The organism is Marinobacter sediminum, from assembly GCF_016820575.1.
Lineage (GTDB): Bacteria > Pseudomonadota > Gammaproteobacteria > Pseudomonadales > Oleiphilaceae > Marinobacter > Marinobacter sediminum.
On the sequence record NZ_JAEMQH010000002.1, the window covers coordinates 385,653 to 407,792 of the forward strand.

Genomic DNA, 22,140 nt, shown 5'->3' on the forward strand with positions numbered 1-22,140 from the left:
TCAGTTCAGCTCGAAAGTGGCGTTGACCGTGGCGGTGACCTCCCGGACACCAACGTTGGTCACGGTGTCAGCGCTACCTTTGGCCTCTGCCATCATCATGGGCATGGGCCGGAAACCGCCATCCACGGTGATCGAAACCACCTCCCCGCAGCTCTGTTGCAGCTGTTCGGCCACAAAGTCGCAGCGCGAACGGGCATCGGCAATGGCACTGGCCAGGGCCTGACGTTCCAGCCCGTTTTCGTCGGAGTGGAAAAACTGGTTCGGTCCCAGGTGGTAGGTCAAGCCGATGGACTGGGCCTGTTCAAGCAAGGGGTTGAGCAGGGCAAGATCGTTGATCTGGAACGATACCGTCTGTGAGGCCACGGCTCGAGTCCGGGGCTCTTCATCGCGGTCTCGGGACGGCAAGGTTCGGCTGTACAGATTCACATTCGCGTCGGAATAGTCCTGAAGCCGGGCCTGGTATTCATCGATAGCCTCACGCCACTGACTCATGAGCGTGGCGACCTGTTCGGTGGCCTGCTGCGGTCGTTCATGTTCAGCACTGGCGGTAAATTGCAGTCGGGCGCTGTCGGGCTGATAGCGTACGCTGCCTTCTCCTCTCAGTGACACCTCGCCGGCCAGGGCAAGTGCCGGTAAAAATGCCAGTGGAATGCAGAGCAGGCGTAGGTGGGTCTTTGGGTTCATCGATTATCTCTCCTGTGAACGCAATTCGAGCACGGACTCTTCGGTTTCCGGTTCCAGGCGACTCAGCTTGAAATTAAGCGCGGCCTGGACGAACTCCTGAAAAATACGACGATGGCCGCTGTGGTAAAGCAGATATTCCGGATGCCACTGCACACCCATCAGCCATTGCTCGTGGGTGTTTTCAATGGCCTGAACAAAATGATCGTTGTCGAGGGCGACCACCCGGAGATTTTTGCCCAGCCGCTTGATGGCCTGACTGTGGATGCGATTGGCACCGATCACCGAGGACTGCATCAGGCCCCCAAGCCGGCTAGGGGTAACCAGGCGCACCGTCTGCATGGGCAGCAGCAGTGGTCGATGCCGCGTATTTACCCGCAAAGGGGTGACGTTCTGGCATAGGGAACCACCGTGGAACACATTGATGAACTGGGCGCCGCGACAGACGCCCAGCACCGGAATGCCGATGCGTTCGGCCTCTTCCAGTAGCCGCCGGTCTGTGGCGTCGCGCTTTAGGTCGTAATGGGCAGTTACCTGTGGCTGCTGGCCATAGCGCTCAGGATGCACGTGGGTACCGCCGGACAGAACGAGACCATCCAGCAGCGGTACGTTGGTGTTAGAACCCGGGCGAATGTAGTGAGTGCGAGCCCCATGCAGCCGCAAACCCAGACTGATCAGGCGCTGGGCAGTTCCTTTACGGGCCGGGCCGCTGATACCAATGGTTAGCCCTGGAATTTCGCTGTCCATTTCCTTGCGCTCAGACATAACCTCTGCTTTCCAACCACTCGGTCGTGGTCTCTAGCCAGCTGTGAGTCAGGTTGTGCAGATTGATCTTGCTACTTTCGCGGTACAACGCCCGGAGCTCAGCCAGATGCGAGGCATTGCCGGCAATCTGTTCCAAGATCACCCAGTCGTTCCAGACACTGGAAAAGTGCCACGACGGGTTATCGATGTCGCAGTCGGGCAGTCGGTAGTGCAGGGTGGGCCGGCTCTTTATACGTGGATCAACCACATAGTCACTGAGCAGCTCCTCGTCCAGGTGGGCGAACAGCGGACACAGGTCGAGCGCGCGGTTCCTGGTCGGATTGGAATCAAGATAATCCCGCATCAGCTGCGCTTGATCCGGGTTGTAGTCGTCCTTCATCAGTAGGTCGACGTACTTGCTGCTCCAGGGTTCAATGTAGGTGGTGAACTTCCGGCTGATATCCAGCTGGTGGCGGGATTTTAGCCAGTCGTAAAGCACCGCGAAGGCCTGAAAATAGCGCACCAGCGTACCCGGCTGCAGGTCTGGAAGCTCCGGGTTCAGCTGCAGGCCGAAGGCGTAATAGATGGCTTCCCGGCTACCCAGTGCACCTTCCTCGCGCAGTGTCTCCATCAGAGATTCCACCCGGGTCACGTGGGAAAACGGCACAGGTGGGCTGATGATCTCAAGCGGCACGATGCGCTCAGCGGCGGCGTCGATCACTTCCATAGCCTGGCCGCCCAGCTCGCGGATGGAATCAGGTAGGCGCTCATCGTCTAAATCCAGATCCTTGATCGGGTCGGAATCCAGTTCAATGGTGAAGTCACCCAGGTCTGTTGCGAGCTTGGTCACATAGCGGGAATCAAGCTTGGGTTCAGCGTCCAGGCAGCGTGCCACCAGTTTGACCAGCGCATCGTAGCCGAGCCCGGACAATTCGATCTCGATCCCGACGCGGCGTTCGTCGCCACCCTCGGTGTTCATGATGTCTGGCATCTTGCAGTCACTGGATTGAGTCATAGCACTCCCTAGCAAGGTAGTTTTGGTGAAATTACCATACCACACTCGCCGTTACGTTAAGGATTACGCACGCGATAGAAAATCCCTGACTAGGCTTTACACTGGATAAAACACTGTATATAGTCGTTTTACTGTATATAAAAACAGGGCTGACAAAAGGCCGTCAGTTCCGGGATCCCTGTAATGGACGTGCAATGGAGTAGCTCAATGAAGCTGACAGCAAGGCAATCTCAGGTGCTGGACATTATCCGGCGCTATCTGGACGAAACGGGCTATCCGCCGACGCGTGCGGAAATTGCCGCGGAGCTTGGCTTTCGCTCTGCCAACGCCGCCGAAGAGCATTTGCGGGCCCTGGCCCGCAAGGGAGCCATTGAAATGGTTCCCGGTGCCAGTCGCGGTATTCGGTTGCCGGAAGCAGAGGAAGATCTGGGTTTGCCGGTTATCGGTCAGGTGGCTGCGGGTAGTCCGATCCTTGCTCAGGAGCACATTGAAGATCACGTCACGCTCCAGCCCAGCTTCTTTTCACCGTCAGCGGATTACCTGCTGCGGGTGAGGGGCATGAGCATGAAGGACATCGGTATTCTCGATGGCGATTTACTGGCCGTGCACCGGACCCAGGATGTGCATAACGGCCAGGTAGTGGTTGCCCGGGTGGGTGATGAAGAGGTGACGGTCAAGCGATTCCGTAAGGAAGGGTCGAAGGTCTACCTGATTGCGGAAAACGATGAGTTTGCGCCCATTGAGGTAGATCTCACCGAGCAGCAGCTGTTTATCGAAGGGTTGGGAGTGGGTGTGATCCGTAAGTCGGATCTGCACTGATCCTGTCGGATTGCCACAGAGTTGGAAAGCGGGTGAATCATGGAACAATTGAGCTTCAATCAGAATATGGCTTATCAGCACGGTGCCCTGTCTCGTGCGGTCCCGCCCTCTGCGGCCGCTGAGCGTCGTTCTGTGATACGCGCCCGCAGACGAACCGAGAAAGCCGAGCCTGCGGTGACAGGCAACGTTACCGAGATCATTCTGCCGGAAGGGCAGGTTGAAAACTTCCAGCTCTTGCTGCCGATGCTGACCCAGCTCAATCAGGAGCGCCGTTGGCTGGCCTGGATCGATCCGCCACAGGCCTTGGTGAGCAAGTGGCAGACCATGCATGGCATTGTCGCTGGTGAGTTGCTCGTGCTGAGATCCACGGCTGATCATTCGGCGCAAGAATTGGCTGAGCGGGCACTCAGCGCCGGAACCTGTCACGCGGTGGTTATGTGGAGCCGAAAGCTTGCAAAGCCAGCGTTTGAGGCCCTGCAAAGGGCGTCAGCGACCGGAAATAGTCATGGTGTGGTGCTTCGTCAGCGCTGAAGCCGCGCCGAGCCGTGCTGTCGGAGCGGCAGTCGGCCTCGGGCAGGAGGCCGACCAAAGCGGCGTAGCAAAAGCTGAATAGCGACGCCTGAACAGAAGCCTCAGTGTAGGGTGTAGGAAGGTTGGGGCTCGGCTGCCTCAAGCTCATCATCTTCCCAGTCAATGTCGTGGGCAACATTGCCAACCGCTTCAATACCAGCGGCGATCATCGCCTTGGCCACGTTCATATCCCGGTCTTCCATCATTTCCCGTGCTTCTTCGGAAAAAGAGATCTTCACAAGCGGTGCGCTATCGTCGTCAATGCGGCGCAATGCGTAGTCGCCGTTGCTCAGTTGTACAATTTCAAAAAATGACGGTGACATTCGTTAAACCTTTCAATTAGTGAGACCTGGCGCACCAGCGGTTGGTTACCACTCGCTGTGCTGTTCTTCCAGGGCATCGGCAAAAATTTTCATGTCGTTCAGAGTCTGGCGCAGGGCATCGGCGGAACGGTCGGGCCCGGTATCGGCAGACACCGCAATGATGTTTTCCGCAGACACCGATTTGCGCGTGACCGGTGGCCGACTCTGGGATGCTGCCAGTTGATCAAGATGGTTCCACCAACTGTTGGCCTGAACTGCCAGTTGCTTTAACTGCGAGACCTCGTTGGTCTCGTCTCCGACCAACGCTGCCAGCTCGTCCAGATTCGCCGGTTCTTCCGTGCGCTGCTGGTAGAGGCGGGCGATCATCACGAGTAAGAGTCCGCGAGCACGCAATAGCAGTTCGATGGAACCCTGTCTCACCGCTTCACGGCCAAGGGCCTGCGCCGCCTCGGAGTCCGATTGCGGGTCGCCGGAAGTCGCCTGGCTCAACAGAACCCGCGCCAGTACCAATTTCTGCGACACCAGTGAATGCCATTGTGAGGCCATGCGTTACCTGCGATCCCGATGCGGTTATTACAACCCGTTTAGTCAGTCGGCCAGCTTAACATTTTTGGCTGAAAACTTCTTCCCCCCCGATATCGAAGGCCGTGACTGGGTCTAGTTGATAACTGACTAAGCTGTTTCAGTGGCACAGTGTTCTGAATTACCATGGGGTATAGCTAAGATCTGAACTCGACACGGCTTTGGATTAAATGTTTGAACGACGGTTTTCCGGCGTATGGCGCTAACCTTGGTATCTTCGGCAGCTATTTCATAGCTTCAGCTTATGACTGACGTCTAATTTGCTGTTTGTGAGCGGCTAAGATCGTCCTCATTTGCATCTACAGGAGAAAGCAGTATGGCAAATTCCCAGGAACACCTGGAGCATTTTGACCAACTGATGGCAGACCTCGGGCGTGCTTTGAGTGAGCAGGACTGGGACCGGCTAGCGGAGCTCAATCGTCAGGTGCAGCCTGCGGCAGAACCTTTGATGCTGGCGCTGGAGGCTCAGGAGCTGAGCGCGGACGAGGTGCGCACCCGTCTGGAGGAAATGCAGCAGCTGGTCGAGGCGATGGATCAGGGCGCCGTTCGGGCCCGGCAGGAAGCGCAGGATGCATTGAAAGGTGTAAACCAAAATCGCAATGCTGCGAAGATGTACCAAAACGTTTCTTCCAACCGTCCAAAATAGCGTCATAAAATTGACTCTGAGACCTGTAGAGTCTTAAATACCGCTCAAATCCATCAAGAGATCCTGGTGAATGTCCAAAAATAACAAGGTGCTCGTGCTGAGTGACGATGATGCTAGACGCAGGGACATGGTCACAATTCTTGAGTTCATTGGCGAAGAGCAGGTCGTTGACGGCGCTGATGCGTTCGAGCTTCTGAAGTCTGCCGATGCCGACAGCCTTAATGACATTGCCGTTGCCGTCGTCAATGGCGAGGACGACAACGTTGTCGATACCATTGCCTCCATCTCTGCCGGCACCCAGGGTGTTCCACTTCTGCTGGTTGGCGATCCGGCGCTCAAGGGATTGTCCACCGAGGACTCCGCCCGGGTTATCGCGCGCATGGAATGGCCGCTGAATTACACCAAGTTTGTTGATTCGCTGTATCGGGCCCAAATCTATCGTGACCAATTCAGCCGTTCCCGGGAGCGTGGCCAGCAACGGGGCCTGCAGTTGTTCCGGAGTCTGGTCGGCACCTCCCGCAAGGTCCACCAGGTGCGCCAGCTGATGGAGCAGGTCGCCGATAAGGACGTCAGCGTACTGATCACCGGTGAATCCGGTACCGGCAAGGAGGTGGTCGCCCGTAATCTGCATTATCACTCCGCACGCCGCGACAAACCCTTCGTGCCGGTGAACTGTGGCGCTATTCCGGCGGAGCTGCTGGAGAGCGAGCTGTTTGGCCATGAAAAAGGCGCATTCACGGGTGCGATCACCGCACGGGTGGGCCGCTTCGAAATGGCTGAGGGCGGCACGCTGTTTCTGGATGAAATCGGTGACATGCCGCTGAACATGCAGGTCAAGATTCTGCGTGTGCTCCAGGAGCGGACCTTCGAGCGGGTTGGCAGCAACCGGACCTTGTCTGCGGATGTGCGGATCATTGCCGCTACCCACAAGCATCTGGAAGACATGATTGAGTCCGGCGATTTTCGGGAAGATCTTTACTACCGCCTGAACGTCTTCCCCATCGAAATGCCGGCATTGCGTGAGCGGGTGGAAGATATTCCGTTGCTGATCAACGAGCTGATTGCGCGCATGGAAAAGGAAAAGCGTGGCTCGTTGCGGATGAATTCAGCGGCGATCATGAGCCTGTGTCGCCACAATTGGCCGGGCAATGTGCGGGAACTGGCGAACCTGGTCGAGCGGCTGGCCATCATGCATCCGTACGGGGTGATTGGCGTCCAGGAGCTGCCGAAGAAGTTTCGGTACGTGGACGACTACGACGAGAACCGGCCGGTTGAAGACACCGGTATGCCATCGGCAATCCCGGGCTTGGTGGGGCTGGATGCACCAGCGCTACTGCCGGTTAATGGCATCGATCTGAAGGATTACCTGTCGAATCTGGAAAAGCAGCTGATCCAGCAGGCATTGGATGAAGCTGGCGGCGTAGTGGCCCGGGCGGCCGAGAAACTCCGGATCCGGCGAACCACTCTGGTGGAGAAGGTTCGAAAGTACGGGCTCAGAGAAGAAGAGTCGGAAGAATCCTGAGTATGGGTTGGGGCGTTTTCTGGCGACAGAAACCTCGGCTTCCCTCCTGAATAGCGGCGTCAAAGGTTTGTAACCAATGGCGCCGTTCGCATTTCTGGCCGACGTAAAACCGTCGCGGCCTGTCTTTTGGAATTTCTTTCTTACTGATATTTAACGAAAAAGTCGAGTTGGCACGGTGCTGGCTTAATACCTCTGCAAACGAATAATCCGAATGGTGCGGCCTAAGGGTTGGGCCGGTCAGGGGGCGAAGGTATGAGTCAGGCACATTTTGTTATCCAGTCCGAGGCACAGAAGGCCGGGGCGAATGCGGCGGCAGACGTCAACGACAAGGTCACAGCCCTGTTCCCGGAGCAGGACGACGAGGCGGTGGATTCGGCGTTGGAGCTGTTTAACCGCATGTCCCGGCAGATTACCGATTCCTACCGCACCCTCGAATCCCGGGTGAATCAGCTATCCGGTGAGCTGTCCCAGGAAACCATGCAGCGCCAGCAGGAGCTGGAAGAAAAAGAGCAGCTTGCTGATCGCTTGTCGACACTGCTGAAGGCACTGCCAGCGGGTGTGGTGGTACTGGACAGTCAGGGTGTCGTGACCCAGACCAACCCGGCGGCCATTTCGCTGTTGGGAGAGCCCCTGGACGGCGAGCGTTGGGTGGATGTTATCCGCCGGTGTTTTGCGCCGCGTCGGGACGACGGCCACGAAGTCTCCCTGAAAGACGGTCGCCGGGTGAGCATTGAAATCCGGACTATGGAAAACCAACCCGGTCAGCTGATCCTGCTGACGGATCTGACGGAAACCCGCCAACTTCAGTCGCAGCTTTCTCATGCCCAGCGTCTGTCCGCCATGGGCAAGATGGTCGCTTCGCTGGCGCACCAGATCCGTACTCCGCTGTCAGCGGCTATTTTGTATGGCGGCCACCTGAGCCAGGAAGATCTTGACGAGGAGATGCGCCAGCGCTGCGCGTCGCGCTTGATGTCCCGTCTCACGCACCTGGAGCAGCAGGTGCGCGACATGCTGATTTTTGCCCGGGGTGAGACCCGGCTGGCGGAGGAGTTGTCGGCTGAGACATTGGTGTCGGCGCTGGACTCTGCGGTAGAGGGGCTGAAACTTAATGCAGGTACCACGGTATCGATCGTGGACGAGGTTTCTGGCGATTGCCGGTTGATGTGCAACCGCGATGCGCTGGTCGGAGCTTGTACCAACCTGGTCAATAACAGCCTGGAAGCCGGCGCCACTGCGGTTGCCGTGCAGGTGGTGTCCGAGGGTAGTGAGCTGGTCATCCGGGTGGTCGACAATGGCCCGGGATTCCCGTCCGCGGAGGCTAAGCGCTTACTTGAAGCATTCTACACGACAAAGTCCCACGGTACCGGTCTCGGCCTGGCGGTTGTCCAGGCTGTGGTAAAGGCCCACCAGGGCCAGTTCCATATTGAAGCGCTGGGGCAGGGTGGTGCGGTTGCCACCCTGCGCCTGCCGCAACTGAAGAATAACTATTAATCGGAGGCAACCATGGCCAAAGCCCAGATTCTGATCGTTGAGGATGACCACGACCTGCGCGAGGCATTGGTAACCACATTGGAGCTGTCCAAGTTCCGGGTGCGCGAGGCAGCCAATGCCCAAGAGGCGCTGGCCCGTCTGGCAGAAGCGCCAGTGGACATGGTGGTCAGCGACGTCAACATGCCGGGTTTGTCTGGCCACGAACTCCTGGCCGAAGTGCAGCGGTTGTACCCGGGCCTGCCGATGATGCTGATTACCGCCTACGGCCAGATCAGTCACGCGGTCTCCGCCATGCAGGCTGGTGCCATCGATTATCTGGTCAAGCCGTTTGAGCCCCAGGTGCTGGTGCAGGCGGTGAGCAAAATTGTCGGCGGCGTTCGTCAAAAGTCCTCGGATGCGCCTGTGGCCGAGGACCCGATCAGCAAACGCATGTTCCAGCTGGCGACCAAGGTGGCCGGCAGTGATTCGACGGTGATGATTTCAGGTGAAAGTGGCACTGGTAAAGAAGTGCTGGCCCGCTTTATTCATCAGCAATCTCCCCGGGCTGAACAGCCGTTTGTTGCCATCAATTGTGCGGCCATTCCCGAGAACATGCTGGAAGCGATCCTGTTCGGCCACGAGAAAGGCGCGTTCACCGGCGCGGTGGCAGCCTCGCCGGGTAAATTCGAGCAGGCCAATGGCGGTACGATTTTGCTGGATGAAATCTCGGAAATGGATCTGGGGCTGCAGTCCAAGTTGCTGCGGGTGCTGCAGGAACGAGAGGTAGAGCGCGTCGGCGGTCGTAAGACGATTGCCCTGGATGTCCGGGTGGTTGCGACCACCAACCGCGATCTCGGCGATTACGTTCGCGAAGGCAAATTCCGGGAAGATCTTTACTACCGGCTAACGGTGTTCCCGATGCACTGGCAGCCCCTGCGCGAACGTCCGCTGGACATCATGCCGCTGGCCACATCGCTGCTGAAAAAGCACTGCAGCAAGATGAAGCTGACTGGCATTACTTTCGCTGCCGATGCCAAAAACGCGTTGATGAGTCATCCCTGGCCCGGCAATGTGCGGGAGCTGGATAACGCGATTCAGCGGGCGCTGGTTCTGCAGCAGGGCAATGTCATTCATACCGGTGACCTGTGCTTGGAACTCGGCATCACTGGTCGGCCCGTGTCGCCTGCACCGGTTGCGGCAAGGCCAGCACCTGAGGGCGATGTGGAGCAGCCCGGCGCACCGGAGGGCTACCTGCGTCGTCAGCCGGCGGACGATGAACCACCAGCATTCGGTGCTGATGAACCCTCGGCGGCCAGCTCCTTGGGCAGTGATCTGCGTCAACAGGAGTTCCGTATCATCATCCAGACACTCAAGCAGGAGCGTGGGCGTCGAAATCGCGCAGCGGAGCAGCTCGGCATCAGTCCACGGACCCTTCGTTACAAGCTTGCTCAAATGCGCGATGCCGGTATTGATCTGGATACCGAACTGGCTACGGCCTGACCTCTGTTAAAGACTCCTTCATTGGGCACTCACATGAGTGCCCTTTTTTATGGCTCTTAAGGTCGCTTCCGGTAAGCGCTTCAACGCTGTCAAAACTCCGTCGCACGCTTAACTCCGTTCCCTGAATTCCTCATTAACTTTATGATATATATCGTTAAAGTTTAGTTGGCCCGCCGATTGCTTTTGATGAATTAATAGAATTCCATGAGTCACTCCGCCATGGCTAGCGGCGGAATTGGGAGAGAGTTATGGTCCAGCGTGCCGACATCAATAGCGTCCTGTCAGACATTCGCTCACTGCGTTCCCAGATGATGCAGAATCAGCAAATTCAGCAGGATCAGTCGGTGCGAGGTCGAATTGACGGCCCGCGCCAGGTTCAGGAAACACAGGAAACATCCAGCTTCAGCGACATGCTGGGCAAGGCGGTGAATAATGTGAATGACCTGCAGCAGACCACCAGTGAACTCCGGACTGCCTATGACATGGGCGATCCCAATGTGGACATTACCAAGGTGATGATTGCGGCCCAGAAATCCTCTGTCTCCTTTGAAGCCCTGACCCAAGTTCGTAACCGAGTGGTCCGCGCTTACGAAGACATCATGAACATGCCGATCTGATAACGGAGCAGAGCAATGGCCAGCGTTCCTGCACAAACCACATCTTCCAATGTTCCGGCATCCCAGGCATCCGATGGCCCTGAGAGCGGCAGCGATATGTTCCTGGGCTTCAATCGCCTGAATCTTCTGCGTCAGATCGGTCTGATGGTCGGCCTGGCGGCCAGTGTGGCGCTGGGCGTTGCCGTTGTGTTGTGGGCTCAGGAGCCGAATTACCAGCCGGTCGTGGGTGACCTGTCCTCGTATAACCCCCAGGACGTCACCACCATCCTCGAAAGCAACGGTATCGACTACAAGATGGATCCCAGAAGCGGTGCGCTACTGGTTCCATCCGATCAGGTCTACAGTGCACGCCTGAAGCTGGCCGCCGAGGGTGTCACGGATCAACAAACCATGGGCTACGAGCTGCTGGATCAGGACCGTGGTCTGGGTACCTCGCAGTTCATGGAAACAATCAGCTATCGGCGCGGCCTGGAGGGCGAACTGGCCCGCACCATCAGTGCCATGCGCGGCGTTCGCAGTGCCCGGGTGCACCTGGCCATTCCTGAGCGTTCGGTGTTTGTCCGGGATGCCCGCGAGCCATCCGCTTCGGTATTTCTGGAGGTATTTGCCGGTCGTCGTCCTGAGCAGGAGCAGATCAACGCGGTGGTGAACCTGGTCGCCGGCAGCATCCCGATGATGAAGAAAGGCAACGTTACGGTCGTGGACCAGAATGGCAGCCTGCTCACGGGCCAGGAAAGTGGCGGCGAAACCGACCGCATGCAGGATCAGTACGAGTACACCTCAAAGGTTGAAGAACGACTGAGCCGGCGAGTGACATCATTGATTTCACCCATAGTGGGTGAAGGCCGGTATCGGGCCGAAGTTTCAGCTGACCTGGATTTCTCCTCGGTGGAGCAGGCGGAAGAGTTGTTCAACCCGGAACAGCAGGCCGTCCGCAGCGAACGGGAAATGACCGAGCAGAGGGTTTCCGGTGCAGGGCCGCTGGGTATTCCGGGTGCTCTGTCCAATCAGCCGCCGGCCGATGCCACTGTGCCTGAGCAGGCTGCTGCCGGCGACGGCGAAGAGGCTGCGCCCGCAAAGCCCATGGATGTCCGACGCGAAGCAACGCGCAATTATGAAATGGACCGTACCGTCAGCTATGTCCGCCAGGAGCTGGGTCGTATCAAGCGGGTGACCGTAGCTCTGGCCGTGGACGACATGAAAGTGGTGGATCCGCAAACCGGTGAAGTCAGTTTCCAGCCCTGGCCTGAGCAGGAGCTGCAACGCTTGAGCATGCTGGTGCGGGATGCGGTTGGCTATTCTGCGGCTCGTGGTGACAGTGTTACGGTGATGAACACAGCCTTTGCGCAGGAAGAATCCATTGAATTTGAGGCCCCGGGATTCTGGGAGCAGCCCTGGTTCTGGGACTTGATGAAGCAGGTGCTGGCCGGTCTGGTGATCCTGGTCCTGGTGTTGGGTTTGCTGCGTCCGACCCTGAAGAGCCTGTCTGGCAGCGGTCAGCGTGAGCGCAGTGGCTCCGATGGCGATCGTGGCTACGGCGACCTGGACAGCATCGAAGGCGGCCAGGAATTGCGCCAGGCTATGTCGGGCCAGGACGATCTGCTTTTGCCCGGCGCCACTGACAGCTATGATAGGCAGCTGAATTCTCTGAAAGGCCTGATAGCAGAAGACCCAGCCCGGGTTGCCCAGGTCATGCGCCAGTGGGTGAACGTTGATGACTGATCAAGATAACCAGCCAGGTGCCGGCGCACCCCAGAAGCCGCAGCGGAAAATATCTCGGGTTGAACAGGCCGCCATCCTGCTGATGTCGCTGGGTGAGGCTGATGCCGCGCAGGTGTTGAAGCACATGGGCCCGAAAGAGGTTCAGCGTGTTGGTGTGGCCATGGCCCAGATGAAGGACGTCAGTAAAGACGACGTCACCTTTGTGCTGAACCAGTTCGTCGACGCCGTCGGCGGTCAGACCGGTCTCGGCGTGGGCAACGACGACTATATCCGCGCCATGCTGACCCAGGCCCTGGGCGACGACAAAGCGGCCAGCCTGATCGACCGCATCCTGATCGGAGGCAACACCACCGGTCTGGACACCCTCAAGTGGATGGAACCCCGTGCCGTGGGTGACATTATCCGTTACGAACACCCCCAGATTCAGGCCATCGTTATCTCCTATCTGGACCCGGATCAGGCGGCTGAAATACTTGCCACCCTGGACGAAAAGGTCCGGCTCGATGTGATGATGCGCGTAGCCTCTCTGGAGAGTATCCAGCCCCAAGCCTTGCAGGAGTTGAATGACATTCTGGAGAAACAGTTCTCCGGTGGCTCGGCCGCGCAGACCAGCCGGATTGGTGGTATCAAGCGTGCGGCCGACATCATGAACTTCATGGATCGCAGTATCGAAGGCAACCTGATGGATTCCATCAAGGATATGGACCCGGATCTGGCCTCGACCATCGAAGACTTGATGTTTGTCTTCGACAACCTCAAGGATATCGACGATCGCGGCATCCAGGCGCTGCTGCGGGAAGTCTCTTCGGAAGTGCTGGTGGTGGCTCTTAAAGGCGCCGACGATGCGGTCCAGGAAAAGATCTTCAAGAACATGTCCAAGCGTGCTGCCGAGCTGCTGCAGGATGACCTGGAGGCCAAGGGCCCGGTTAAGGTCAGCGAGGTTGAGGGCGCACAGAAAGACATTATCACCGTGGCCCGCCGTATGGCCGAAGCGGGTGAAATCTCACTCGGCGGTGCCGGCGAAGAAATGATGTGATGAAAGATTCCTCCAAGGATCTCAACCGCATTCCCAAGGAGCAGCTGACAGCGTATGAGCGCTGGGAGCTGCCCCTGCTGGATGCCCGTGGTAATGAAATTGCCCGGGAAGAGGAACGGGACGTCAAACCTTTGACCGCCGCCGACCTGGGGGAGATCCGCAAGGCGGCGCGCGAGGATGGCTACAACGAGGGCCGGGAAGCGGGCTACCAGGCCGGACTGGCCGAAGGTAGGGCTGAGGGCCACGAGGAAGGCCTACAGACTGGCGTTGCCGAAGGGCGGGAGCAGGGCGAAAAGCAGGGCTACGAAGAGACTCGCAAGGACATCGACACCAAGCTCGACCGCCTTGAGCACCTGATGGGCGAATTGCTGCTGCCAATCCGCCGTCACGAAGACGAGGTGGAAACAGCGCTGGTGAATCTCACCACAGCCCTGGCACGGGCGGTGGTGTTCCGGGAGCTGTCCCTGGATTCGTCCCAGATTAAGAATGTTGTCCGGCAGGCCCTGGCGGCCTTGCCATCAACCGCGGAAAACCTGCGCATTCATATCCATCCCGACGACGAAACCTTTGTGCGCGAAGTGACCGCTCGGCTGGATTCGTCCGCCTCGATCATTGCCGACGACACCATCCTGCCTGGTGGCTGCACCGTCCAGACCCGCCACAGCCTGGTGGATTTCACCGTTGAAAAGCGTTTCCAGCGCGCTGTTCAGAGCATGCTGGCCCAGCAGGCCGACGAGAGCGAGGCTGGCGACGTGGAAGAGCTGGATGCCCTGATGGGCGATCTGACCGATTTCCAGCGGGATGTGCTGAGCACCCCCGAACCGCAAGACCTGTCTCCGCAAGACGAGCCGCAGGATGAATCAGGCGACGACAAGGACGAAGGCGATGACCTCACGTCTGGCTGATCGTCTGAATAAGTTTCAGGATTTTCTGGGTGACGAACCAACTCCAGAGTTGTCCGGCCGGCTGACCCGCATGGTGGGACTGACCCTGGAATGTGTTGGTTGCCCCATGGTGGTCGGCGATCGGTGTGTGATTGAGAGCCAGGGTGCCGGCACGATTGAAGCGGAAGTGGTGGGCTTCGAGGACGACCGGGTTTACCTGATGCCACTCACTGCCATTGACGGCCTCAAGCCAGGTGCCCGGGTGGTGCCAGTGTCGGCCGCCAGTCGTGTTCCGGTCGGGCCGCAGATGCTTGGGCGTGTGGTGGACGGCAGTGGGGAGCCGCTGGATGGCAAAGGGCCGCTGCAGGCTGAAGCCCGGGTGGCGCTCACCGGCGATATCATTAACCCCCTGAATCGTGCGCCGGTGCGGCAATCCATGGATGTTGGTATTCGTGCCATCAACTCCTTGCTGACCGTCGGACAGGGCCAGCGCCTGGGCCTGTTTGCCGGTAGTGGTGTTGGTAAAAGTATGCTGCTGGGCATGATGACCCGGTTCACCGACGCCGATATTACCGTGGTTGGCCTGATCGGCGAGCGGGGCCGGGAGGTCAAGGAGTTCATCGAGGACATCCTGGGTGACGAAGGTCTTTCCCGATCCGTGGTGGTAGCATCGCCCGCCGACGATTCCCCGCTCATGCGCTTGCGTGCGGCCATGTTGACCACACGAATCGCTGAGTATTACCGGGATCAGGGCAAGCGGGTGTTGCTGTTGATGGATTCACTCACCCGTTACGCCCAGGCCCAGCGTGAAATCGCCCTGGCAGTCGGCGAGCCGCCTGCAACCAAGGGCTATCCGCCCTCGGTCTTCGCAAAATTACCCCAGCTGGTTGAGCGAACCGGTAATGGCCGGCCCGGTGGTGGTTCAATCACTGCCTTCTACACCGTGCTGACTGAGGGGGATGACCAGCAGGACCCCATTGCCGATGCCGCCCGGGCGATCCTGGATGGCCACATTGTGTTGTCGCGTCGCCTTGCGGAAGAAGGCCATTATCCAGCCATTGATGTCGAGGCCTCTATCAGTCGAGTTATGCCTCAGGTTACCGAAACCGAACACTTTGCCCGTGCCCAACGGTTCAAGCAGGTTTATTCCCGCTATCAGCAGGCCCGGGATCTGATCAGTGTGGGGGCCTACGTGAAGGGATCGGATCCGGAAACGGATTTTGCCATCGCCCACATCGCCAATATGCGCCAGTTCCTTCAGCAAGGGCTAAATGAGAGTGCTCAGCTGAAAGACAGCATTGAACAGTTGCTGGCGGTGGTGCCGGAGCGCCGGTCACCCGATCGCATCAAGTCGGCGGCGGTGAATGCCCCGCCCGGCGGCTCTGGGGCTAGAGGCTGATGCTTCGCTCACGCCGCCTGGAAGTCGTGTTAACCCTGGAGGAGCGCAAGGAGCAGGAGGCGCTCGAACGCATGGGTGAGGCCCGAAAGCTGGTAGAGCAGCAGCGGGAGCAGGTCAATAACCTGAACCAGTATCAGCAGGAATATCGGGATCAGATTCGTAACAGCCAGCAGGGTGTCGTTGACGTGCGCCGGCTGCAGTCCTGGCAGGCTTTTATCGCCCAGCTCGATCAGGTCATTGCCCAGCAGCAGAAACAGCTCGGCCAGGCTGAGAAAGTCTTCGACGCCCGGCGTGCCGAATGGCAGCAAGCCTACGAGCGCAAGCGGGGAATGGAGAAGTACATTGAAACCTGTCGCCAGCAGGAGCAGCGAGAACAGGACCTGAATGAGCAGAAACTGGCCGATGAAGCGGCCGGCCGGGCCTTTGTTCGTCGGCGTCGATAGAGGCGGCACAGTGCCGGGTTCTGACCAGTGCAATTTAATCGTGTTGGGCTATCCTTATCCCAATGAGGTTCGCCCGGTAGCGGGTGGTCCATGCGACAAAGAATATCTTCGGAGGTTCGGGAATGCCGATTCAGACACGTCGTGGTGAAAACAGCCAGACTCTGATCATCAGTATTGTGGGTCGGTTCGACTTTAGCACCCATCAGGCCTTCCGTGACGCCTACGAGCACGGTGATGAAAGCATTCGCTACTACATCGTTGACTTGTCGGATACCACCTATCTGGACAGTTCCGCGCTTGGTATGTTGCTCCTGCTTCGGGATTACGCCGGCGGTGATAGCGCAAGCATTTCCATCGAAAACTGCAATAACGACGTCCGTCGGATCCTGTCCATCTCCAATTTCGAGCAGTTGTTCGCCATCCGCTGATTCATGCGCACTGCCCGGAGTCCATCGTGGAAGAATCCATTGCGGAACCCAAACCGCTCACCATCCTGATTGCCGATGACAGCGACACCGACCGCCTGATTTTGGCAGCGCTGGTGCGCCGGTTGGGGCATCGCGTTCTCGAGGCGAAGAATGGCCAGGAAGCGGTCCAGCTGTTCCAGGATTGTGATCCCGATATCGTGTTGCTGGATGCCCTGATGCCAGTCATGGACGGCATGGAGGCGGCCCGGCAAATCAAGATTTTGGCAGGCGAACGGATGGTTCCGCTGATTTTCCTGACGTCGCTGTCTGAGGCAGAGGATCTCGCCAAGTGCCTGGATGCCGGTGGTGATGATTTTCTGAGCAAGCCCTACAACCGGGTCATTCTTGAGGCCAAGATCAATGCTTTCAATCGCATGCGGTTGATGCACCGGGCCCTGTCCCGTCAGCGGGATCTGATCCGGGAGCGCAACGAGCAGTTGTTGCAGGAGCAGGAGGTCGCGAAAAGGGTCTTCGATAACGTGGCCCACACCGGTTGCCTGGACGCCTTCAATATTCGTCACCACGCCTCACCCCTGGCCCTGTTCAACGGCGATGTCTTGTTTGCGGCACCGTTTCCGGCCGGGGGCATGCTGGTCTTTATCGGTGACTTTACCGGTCATGGCCTGCCGGCGGCCGTCGGTGCCATGCCCTTGGCAGAGATTTTCTATGGCATGGTGACCAAGGGATTCAAGGGCGCAGATGTGCTTCGGGAGTTTAATCAAAAGCTCAAACAGATCCTGCCGCCGGGCATGTTCTGCTGCGGTGGCATGATCGAGGCCGATTTCAAGCACAACCAATTGCAGGTCTGGAATGGTGGTCTGCCTGATGGTTGGCTGGTGCGGGCCAACGGCGACCTTGAGCTTGTGCCCTCCCGGCATTTGCCGCTCGGCATTCTGTCATCAGACCGTTTTGACGACAGCATGGATACTTTGCCCACTGAGCCAGGCGACCGCTTATTAATGCTGACCGATGGCTTTCTGGAGTCCCGAAACACCGAGGGCCGGTTGTTTGGGGACTCGGGCATTCGTTGGGCGCTGGAATCACGGACGGTGAGTCAGCATCCATTTGATGCTGTGCTGGAGGCTGTGAAGCAGTTTTCCGCGAGCGCCGCCGACACTGACGATCTGACCATGTGCAGTGTCGAGATGGTCGACGAGGTTGGCATCTCTATCATCCAGGATCGCACCGAGCCGTCGCCACTGCCCGGGCCGATGGAGTGGCATTGCGAGTACGAAATCCGCGAACGCACCCTGGGGGATTTCAGCCCCTTGCCGTTGCTGCTGCACATCTGCATGGAAGTGCCGGGTTTGAGGCGCAAGAGCGGCGAGATCTACACTTTGCTGGCGGAGCTCTACAGCAATGCACTGGAGCACGGTGTGTTGGAGCTGTCATCGCATTGGAAACAGTCGGCCGAGGGTTTTGACCAATACTACGAAGAGCGTCGTCGCCGGTTGAGCCGGGTTGAGGGCCATTTTATCCGGTTCAGTCTCAGTCACTCCATGACTTCATCGGGCGGCCGGCTGCGCATTGTCTGTGAGGACAGTGGTTCGGGCTTCGATTTCCACAATCATCCCATCCTCAACGAAGATCAGAGACCTGGAAGGGCCGGCCGCTACGCTGGTCGCGGTCTTTTGTTATTGAAACGGCTGGCTGAATCCGTCACGTTTCACCAGCAAGGAAATCAGGTTGAAATCATTTTTGATTGGGAGGTCGCCGGAAGTTCATCGAATCCGGCGTCATCGCACCGGCAGTAACCGGTTTACGAACAGGGGGTAGGTATGGCTGAAAAACCGCACCTTGACGACGAGGCACTGGCTGAGCTTCAGGATGTCATGGAAGATGAATTTGACGTGCTGATGCGCACGTTCTTGAACGATTCCCGTGAGCGAATCGCCAGCTTGAAACTGGCGGTCAGTGAGCAGGATGCCGAGGCTTTGGCGCACGTGGCCCACAGCTTCAAAGGCAGCTGCATTAACATTGGCGCTCCGCACTTGGGCGAGTTGTGCCGGGCAGCTGAAAGCGCCGGCAAAGAGCAGCAGTTGGCTGGCGTGCCCGCCATCATCGAGGCCATTGAGGCGGAATTTCGCATTGTGACCGAACTGCTCCAGGAGTTCATGGTTCGCTGAGAAGCGATTGTTTGTTTGGCATCGCTTTTGCAGATCTCAAGGAAACAGCCCCCAAGCGAGCGCTAAGCCGGCAAGGTTTGGGTGTCCGAAAGATGAAAGCGGCAAGAGGTTGCCATGCCCCAGATGGTTCTTCCCCAGACTCCCGCACCCGGGATGAAAACTGACGTTAACCCCGCGAAGTCCGGTTCCGCGAGGGAGCCGGATGGCGAAAGCCGCTACGAATCGGTATCCCGCGCGGAACAAAAGCGCCTGGACCGGCAGGAATCTGATCGGCGATCGGAGCGGGCTGCAAACGATGCCCGCAAGGCCGACAATGATCGATCTGCGAAGCCGGCTGAGCAGCAGGCGGCGGCCGATCGCAAGCCAACAGACAATGCTGACAAAGCCAGCGCCGATAATCGCGCTCCGGACGAATCTGCTTCTGGCTCCACCGGTAAAGTTGAGGTCAGTGAAGAGTCCGGTAAGGCGGCGGGTGAGGCCCTTGAAGGTCTGGAAGAGACTGTGGTCCCTCCAACGTTTGCCGAGCTCCAGGCGCTGCTGACCCCGGCATCGGGCTCCGCCGGCAAGACCGCAGGGGTGAGTGGCACCATGGAGTCGCTGCCCGCCCTGATGCCGGTCGCCGGTGCCATGAACGCCGGTTCGGGAGGCAAACCGGGACAGATCGGTCAGGCGGGACAGAGTTCCCCTGGACTGACCGCCGGGTTGCAGCTGACAGAGGCGCTGGCTGCTACCGTTGGCTCCGAAACCAGCCGGCCTGCTGACCCTGCCAGTCTGATTGCCTCTGGCCGTTTCCAGTCCAGTCTGGAAGTAGCTGGCCAGCAGGTTGCGAATGCTGCTGCGGCCAAGGTTCCGGCGGAGGCTGCCGTGCCATTGAGAAGCTACGCCACCTCCATCGACACGCCCGTTGGCCAAGCCGACTGGGGTGACAAGCTGGTGGGTAAGCTCAGCTGGTTGACCGCCAGAAATATGTCAGTGGCGGAAATCCACCTGACGCCGGCGGACCTGGGGCCGATGGAAGTGAGAGTTCGGGTGCAGAACGAGCAGGCCAACATCACCGTGCACTCAGCCAACCCTATTGTCCGGGAGCAACTCGAACAGCAATCCCATCGACTCCGCGACATGCTGGGTGAGCAGGGTCTGAACCTGGCCCGGTTCGACGTCTCCGATTCGCCGCAGCAGCGCAGTGGTGAACAGTCCTCGGGTGAGGAGAAGGGCAGTGGCACGAGTGGCAACTCGGGTGATTCCGTGTTGGCCGACGCCGATGAGGCTGATCTTCAAACCGGTAGTCTGGACCTGAGTTGGAAAGGCGAAGTCGACGTCTTCGCCTGATGGCGAAGGGGTCGCTTTCCGTCCTGCTCTGTAAGTGGTTCCTTCTTTTAAGAATTCTCTCCAATCTGTTTTGCCCATCCTCCCGCGCAACGCTAAACTGCTGTTCTTAGCGGGAGGAGTGGGTTTTCTGGCCCACCCTTTGCATCGGATTCATAAAAGTCGCGGAAAAATCCTCCGTCTGACGGATTTCTGGCAAAGCGAAAACTATGGCTGAAAATAACGAACCTGCAGCGGAACCGGCTCAGAAAGGCAAACTGAAAATGATCATCATGCTGGTGATCATTGTTGTCCTGGCTATTGCGCTGTCCATCGTGGGCACGCTCTGGTTCCTCGGCGGCAGTCTGCCAGGTATGGCCAGCGATGAGGGCGAGGCCACCGAAGAGACAGTGGAAGAGACCTTCGTGCCCAGCATTTATGTTGAACTTAAAAAGGCAGTGGTGACCACCGTGCAGGCCGGCGGGGGCCGCCAGCGGTATGCCCAGGTGTACCTGGCCCTGGAGGCAAAGGACCCGCAAGCCCTGGCCGCAGCGGAATTGCACATGCCGTTGATCCGGAGCCAGCTGGTGACGGTTCTGGGCAGCAGTAAGTTTGAGGATTTACAGACGCCGGAAGGGCGTCAGGGCCTGGCCGAGCGGATGTCGACAACGGTTAACCAGGTGCTGGAACAGGAAGGCGAGCCTGCCATCAAGCGGGTATTGTTCAGAAATTTTGTGGTGCAATAGGACCCCAAGCGGGTAAGGCATTTCAGGGGCAGGACTACGTATGCAGGACTTGTTGTCACAGGATGAAATCGATGCCCTTCTCCATGGTGTGGACGATGGGGATATTGATACCTATGAAGAGACCGATGATACCGGCGTAAAGTCCTACGACCTTGCCAGCCAGGATCGCATCGTCCGTGGCCGGATGCCGACCCTGGAGATGATCAACGAGCGTTTCGCCCGGTATACCCGGATCAGCCTGTTCAATCTCATGCGCCGCAACGCCGATGTCTCAACCGGTGGCGTGCAGATCATGAAGTTTGGTGAGTACATTCATACTCTGTACGTGCCCACCAGTCTCAACCTGGTCAAGGTTCGTCCGCTGCGTGGCGCCGGACTGTTCGTACTGGACGCCAAGCTGGTGTTCAAGCTGGTCGACAACTTCTTTGGCGGTGAAGGCCGGCACGCCAAGATCGAAGGCCGGGAATTTACCCCGACCGAAACCCGAATTGTGCAGATGGTACTGGATCAGGTCTTCACCGACATGAAAGAGGCCTGGCAGGCGGTCCTTAAAGTCGATTTCGAGTACCTCAGTTCAGAAGTGAATCCGGCCATGGCCAACATCGTCAGCCCCAGCGAAGTGGTGGTGGTCAGCACCTTCCACATCGAGCTGGACGGTGGCGGTGGTGAGCTGCATTTTGCGCTGCCATATTCCATGATCGAACCCATCCGTGATGTGCTGGATGCCGGTGTGCAAAGCGACATCGACGACGTGGACGAACGTTGGGTCAATGCCTTGCAGGAAGATATCCAGGAGGTAAACGTGCCGGTGAACACCACCGTGTGCCGGCGCCGGATTTCACTGCGGGACATTGCCAAGATGAAGGCGGGCGACATTATCCCGGTGGAGATCCCCGACCATCTGACGGTGACCGCGAACGGTATTCCGATTTACAAGGCCACCATGGGCACGAGGGACGGCAAGCTGGCCCTTCGAATTCAAGAGAGGGCATCGCTGCCCAAGGTCAAGAAACAACTGAAGGTGGGACGCAATGGCTGACGACAGCAAAGACGAGCAGCAGCTCAGCGAAGACGAAAAGCTGGCCGCCGAGTGGGAAGCGGCCATGGAAGAGTCCGGTGACGAGGCTGATTCTGGCGAGGACGAGTGGGCGGCGGCCATGGCCGAAGCTGGCGAAACCGGAAAGGACGACGATGTGCAGGCCGCGCCGATGGAGGAGTTTGATCACGTGAGTCAGCAGCCGTCCCAGGGCAACGGACCGGCCCCGGACATGGACGTGATTCTGGACATTCCGGTCACCATCTCCATGGAAGTCGGCAACACCCAGATTCCGATCCGCAACCTGCTGCAACTCAACCAGGGCTCGGTGATTGAGCTGGACCGGCTGGCGGGCGAACCGCTGGACGTGCTGGTGAACGGTACCCTGATTGCCCACGGTGAGGTGGTCATGGTGAACGAAAAATTCGGTATTCGCCTGACTGACGTCATCAGTCCGGGCGAGCGCATCAAGCGGTTGCAGAAATAA

The 22,140-nt window shown here is 58.4% G+C and carries 24 protein-coding genes; 19 read left to right on the plus strand and 5 right to left on the minus strand.

The window, feature by feature from the left end; all coding sequences use genetic code 11:
• Genes FGO67_RS08595 through FGO67_RS08605 form a run of 3 tightly spaced genes read right to left on the minus strand, consistent with a single transcriptional unit; the run spans position 1 to position 2,440 of the window.
• Positions 1–684: an SIMPL domain-containing protein gene (locus tag FGO67_RS08595; protein WP_203300319.1), complete on the minus strand. Its 684-nt coding sequence runs from the start codon at positions 682–684 to the stop codon at positions 1–3.
• A 3-nt stretch (positions 685–687) separates the two neighbouring features.
• Entirely contained in the window at positions 688–1,446 is a 759-nt protein-coding gene (locus tag FGO67_RS08600) for a gamma-glutamyl-gamma-aminobutyrate hydrolase family protein (RefSeq protein ID WP_203300320.1), read from the minus strand.
• Positions 1,439–2,440, minus strand: a complete 1,002-nt coding sequence (locus tag FGO67_RS08605) for an amidoligase family protein (protein ID WP_203300321.1) — start codon at positions 2,438–2,440, stop codon at positions 1,439–1,441. The genes FGO67_RS08600 and FGO67_RS08605 overlap by 8 nt, the downstream gene beginning before the upstream one ends.
• 207 nt (positions 2,441–2,647) lie before the next feature.
• On the opposite strand from FGO67_RS08605, the gene lexA reads away from it, so the two are divergent.
• Both lexA and FGO67_RS08615 read left to right on the plus strand, forming a co-directional pair.
• Positions 2,648–3,259, plus strand: a complete 612-nt coding sequence (lexA, locus tag FGO67_RS08610; protein ID WP_203300322.1) for a transcriptional repressor LexA — start codon at positions 2,648–2,650, stop codon at positions 3,257–3,259.
• Between the two features lie 39 nt (positions 3,260–3,298).
• Positions 3,299–3,790 (plus strand): cell division inhibitor SulA, encoded by a 492-nt coding sequence (locus FGO67_RS08615; protein ID WP_203300323.1) that lies wholly within the window; start codon positions 3,299–3,301, stop codon positions 3,788–3,790.
• Positions 3,791–3,891: 101 nt separating this feature from the next.
• Here the strand turns inward: FGO67_RS08615 and FGO67_RS08620 are convergent, their stop codons facing one another.
• Both FGO67_RS08620 and FGO67_RS08625 read right to left on the minus strand, forming a co-directional pair.
• On the minus strand, positions 3,892–4,152 hold the full coding sequence (locus FGO67_RS08620) for a hypothetical protein (protein WP_203300324.1): 261 nt from the start codon (positions 4,150–4,152) through the stop codon (positions 3,892–3,894).
• 45 nt (positions 4,153–4,197) lie between these two features.
• A complete protein-coding gene (locus FGO67_RS08625; RefSeq protein ID WP_203300325.1) occupies positions 4,198–4,698 on the minus strand; it encodes a DUF6586 family protein in 501 nt (166 codons plus the stop codon).
• 352 nt (positions 4,699–5,050) lie between these two features.
• On the opposite strand from FGO67_RS08625, the gene FGO67_RS08630 reads away from it, so the two are divergent.
• The 17 genes from FGO67_RS08630 to fliN all read left to right on the plus strand — a co-directional run bounded on the left by FGO67_RS08630 (position 5,051) and on the right by fliN (position 22,140).
• Positions 5,051–5,380, plus strand: coding sequence for an SOS cell division inhibitor (locus FGO67_RS08630; RefSeq protein WP_203300326.1), 330 nt, complete (start codon positions 5,051–5,053; stop codon positions 5,378–5,380).
• Positions 5,381–5,450: 70 nt separating this feature from the next.
• Positions 5,451–6,902, plus strand: a complete 1,452-nt coding sequence (locus FGO67_RS08635) for a sigma-54 dependent transcriptional regulator (RefSeq protein WP_203300327.1) — start codon at positions 5,451–5,453, stop codon at positions 6,900–6,902.
• A 252-nt stretch (positions 6,903–7,154) separates the two neighbouring features.
• The gene (locus FGO67_RS08640; protein ID WP_203300328.1) at positions 7,155–8,393 is read left to right on the plus strand and encodes a sensor histidine kinase; all 1,239 of its coding nucleotides are present in this window, start codon (positions 7,155–7,157) and stop codon (positions 8,391–8,393) included.
• Between the two features lie 12 nt (positions 8,394–8,405).
• Positions 8,406–9,872, plus strand: coding sequence for a sigma-54-dependent transcriptional regulator (locus FGO67_RS08645; RefSeq protein ID WP_203300329.1), 1,467 nt, complete (start codon positions 8,406–8,408; stop codon positions 9,870–9,872).
• Positions 9,873–10,120: 248 nt separating this feature from the next.
• On the plus strand, positions 10,121–10,489 hold the full coding sequence (gene fliE / locus FGO67_RS08650; protein WP_203300330.1) for a flagellar hook-basal body complex protein FliE: 369 nt from the start codon (positions 10,121–10,123) through the stop codon (positions 10,487–10,489).
• A gap of 15 nt (positions 10,490–10,504) precedes the next feature.
• On the plus strand, positions 10,505–12,211 hold the full coding sequence (gene fliF / locus FGO67_RS08655) for a flagellar basal-body MS-ring/collar protein FliF (protein ID WP_203300331.1): 1,707 nt from the start codon (positions 10,505–10,507) through the stop codon (positions 12,209–12,211).
• A complete protein-coding gene (fliG, locus tag FGO67_RS08660) occupies positions 12,204–13,247 on the plus strand; it encodes a flagellar motor switch protein FliG (protein ID WP_203300332.1) in 1,044 nt (347 codons plus the stop codon). Before fliF ends, fliG begins: the two co-directional genes overlap by 8 nt.
• Complete coding sequence (locus FGO67_RS08665; protein ID WP_203300333.1) at positions 13,247–14,152, plus strand: flagellar assembly protein FliH; 906 nt, start codon at positions 13,247–13,249, stop codon at positions 14,150–14,152. The genes fliG and FGO67_RS08665 overlap by 1 nt, the downstream gene beginning before the upstream one ends.
• Complete coding sequence (gene fliI, locus FGO67_RS08670) at positions 14,133–15,530, plus strand: flagellar protein export ATPase FliI (protein ID WP_203300334.1); 1,398 nt, start codon at positions 14,133–14,135, stop codon at positions 15,528–15,530. Before FGO67_RS08665 ends, fliI begins: the two co-directional genes overlap by 20 nt.
• Positions 15,530–15,973, plus strand: a complete 444-nt coding sequence (gene fliJ / locus FGO67_RS08675; RefSeq protein ID WP_203300335.1) for a flagellar export protein FliJ — start codon at positions 15,530–15,532, stop codon at positions 15,971–15,973. The genes fliI and fliJ overlap by 1 nt, the downstream gene beginning before the upstream one ends.
• Positions 15,974–16,095: 122 nt before the next feature.
• Positions 16,096–16,401 carry an STAS domain-containing protein gene (locus FGO67_RS08680; protein WP_203300336.1) on the plus strand — a complete coding sequence of 102 codons (306 nt, stop codon included), beginning with the start codon at positions 16,096–16,098 and terminating at the stop codon, positions 16,399–16,401.
• A gap of 26 nt (positions 16,402–16,427) precedes the next feature.
• The gene (locus tag FGO67_RS08685) at positions 16,428–18,194 is read left to right on the plus strand and encodes a PP2C family protein-serine/threonine phosphatase (protein WP_203300337.1); all 1,767 of its coding nucleotides are present in this window, start codon (positions 16,428–16,430) and stop codon (positions 18,192–18,194) included.
• A gap of 24 nt (positions 18,195–18,218) precedes the next feature.
• On the plus strand, positions 18,219–18,566 hold the full coding sequence (locus FGO67_RS08690) for an Hpt domain-containing protein (protein ID WP_203300338.1): 348 nt from the start codon (positions 18,219–18,221) through the stop codon (positions 18,564–18,566).
• 114 nt (positions 18,567–18,680) lie between these two features.
• The gene (locus FGO67_RS08695) at positions 18,681–19,895 is read left to right on the plus strand and encodes a flagellar hook-length control protein FliK (protein WP_203300339.1); all 1,215 of its coding nucleotides are present in this window, start codon (positions 18,681–18,683) and stop codon (positions 19,893–19,895) included.
• A 206-nt stretch (positions 19,896–20,101) separates the two neighbouring features.
• Positions 20,102–20,617 (plus strand): flagellar basal body-associated FliL family protein, encoded by a 516-nt coding sequence (locus FGO67_RS08700; RefSeq protein ID WP_203300340.1) that lies wholly within the window; start codon positions 20,102–20,104, stop codon positions 20,615–20,617.
• A gap of 40 nt (positions 20,618–20,657) precedes the next feature.
• On the plus strand, positions 20,658–21,656 hold the full coding sequence (gene fliM / locus FGO67_RS08705; protein ID WP_203300341.1) for a flagellar motor switch protein FliM: 999 nt from the start codon (positions 20,658–20,660) through the stop codon (positions 21,654–21,656).
• Positions 21,649–22,140: a flagellar motor switch protein FliN gene (fliN, locus tag FGO67_RS08710; protein WP_203300342.1), complete on the plus strand. Its 492-nt coding sequence runs from the start codon at positions 21,649–21,651 to the stop codon at positions 22,138–22,140. Before fliM ends, fliN begins: the two co-directional genes overlap by 8 nt.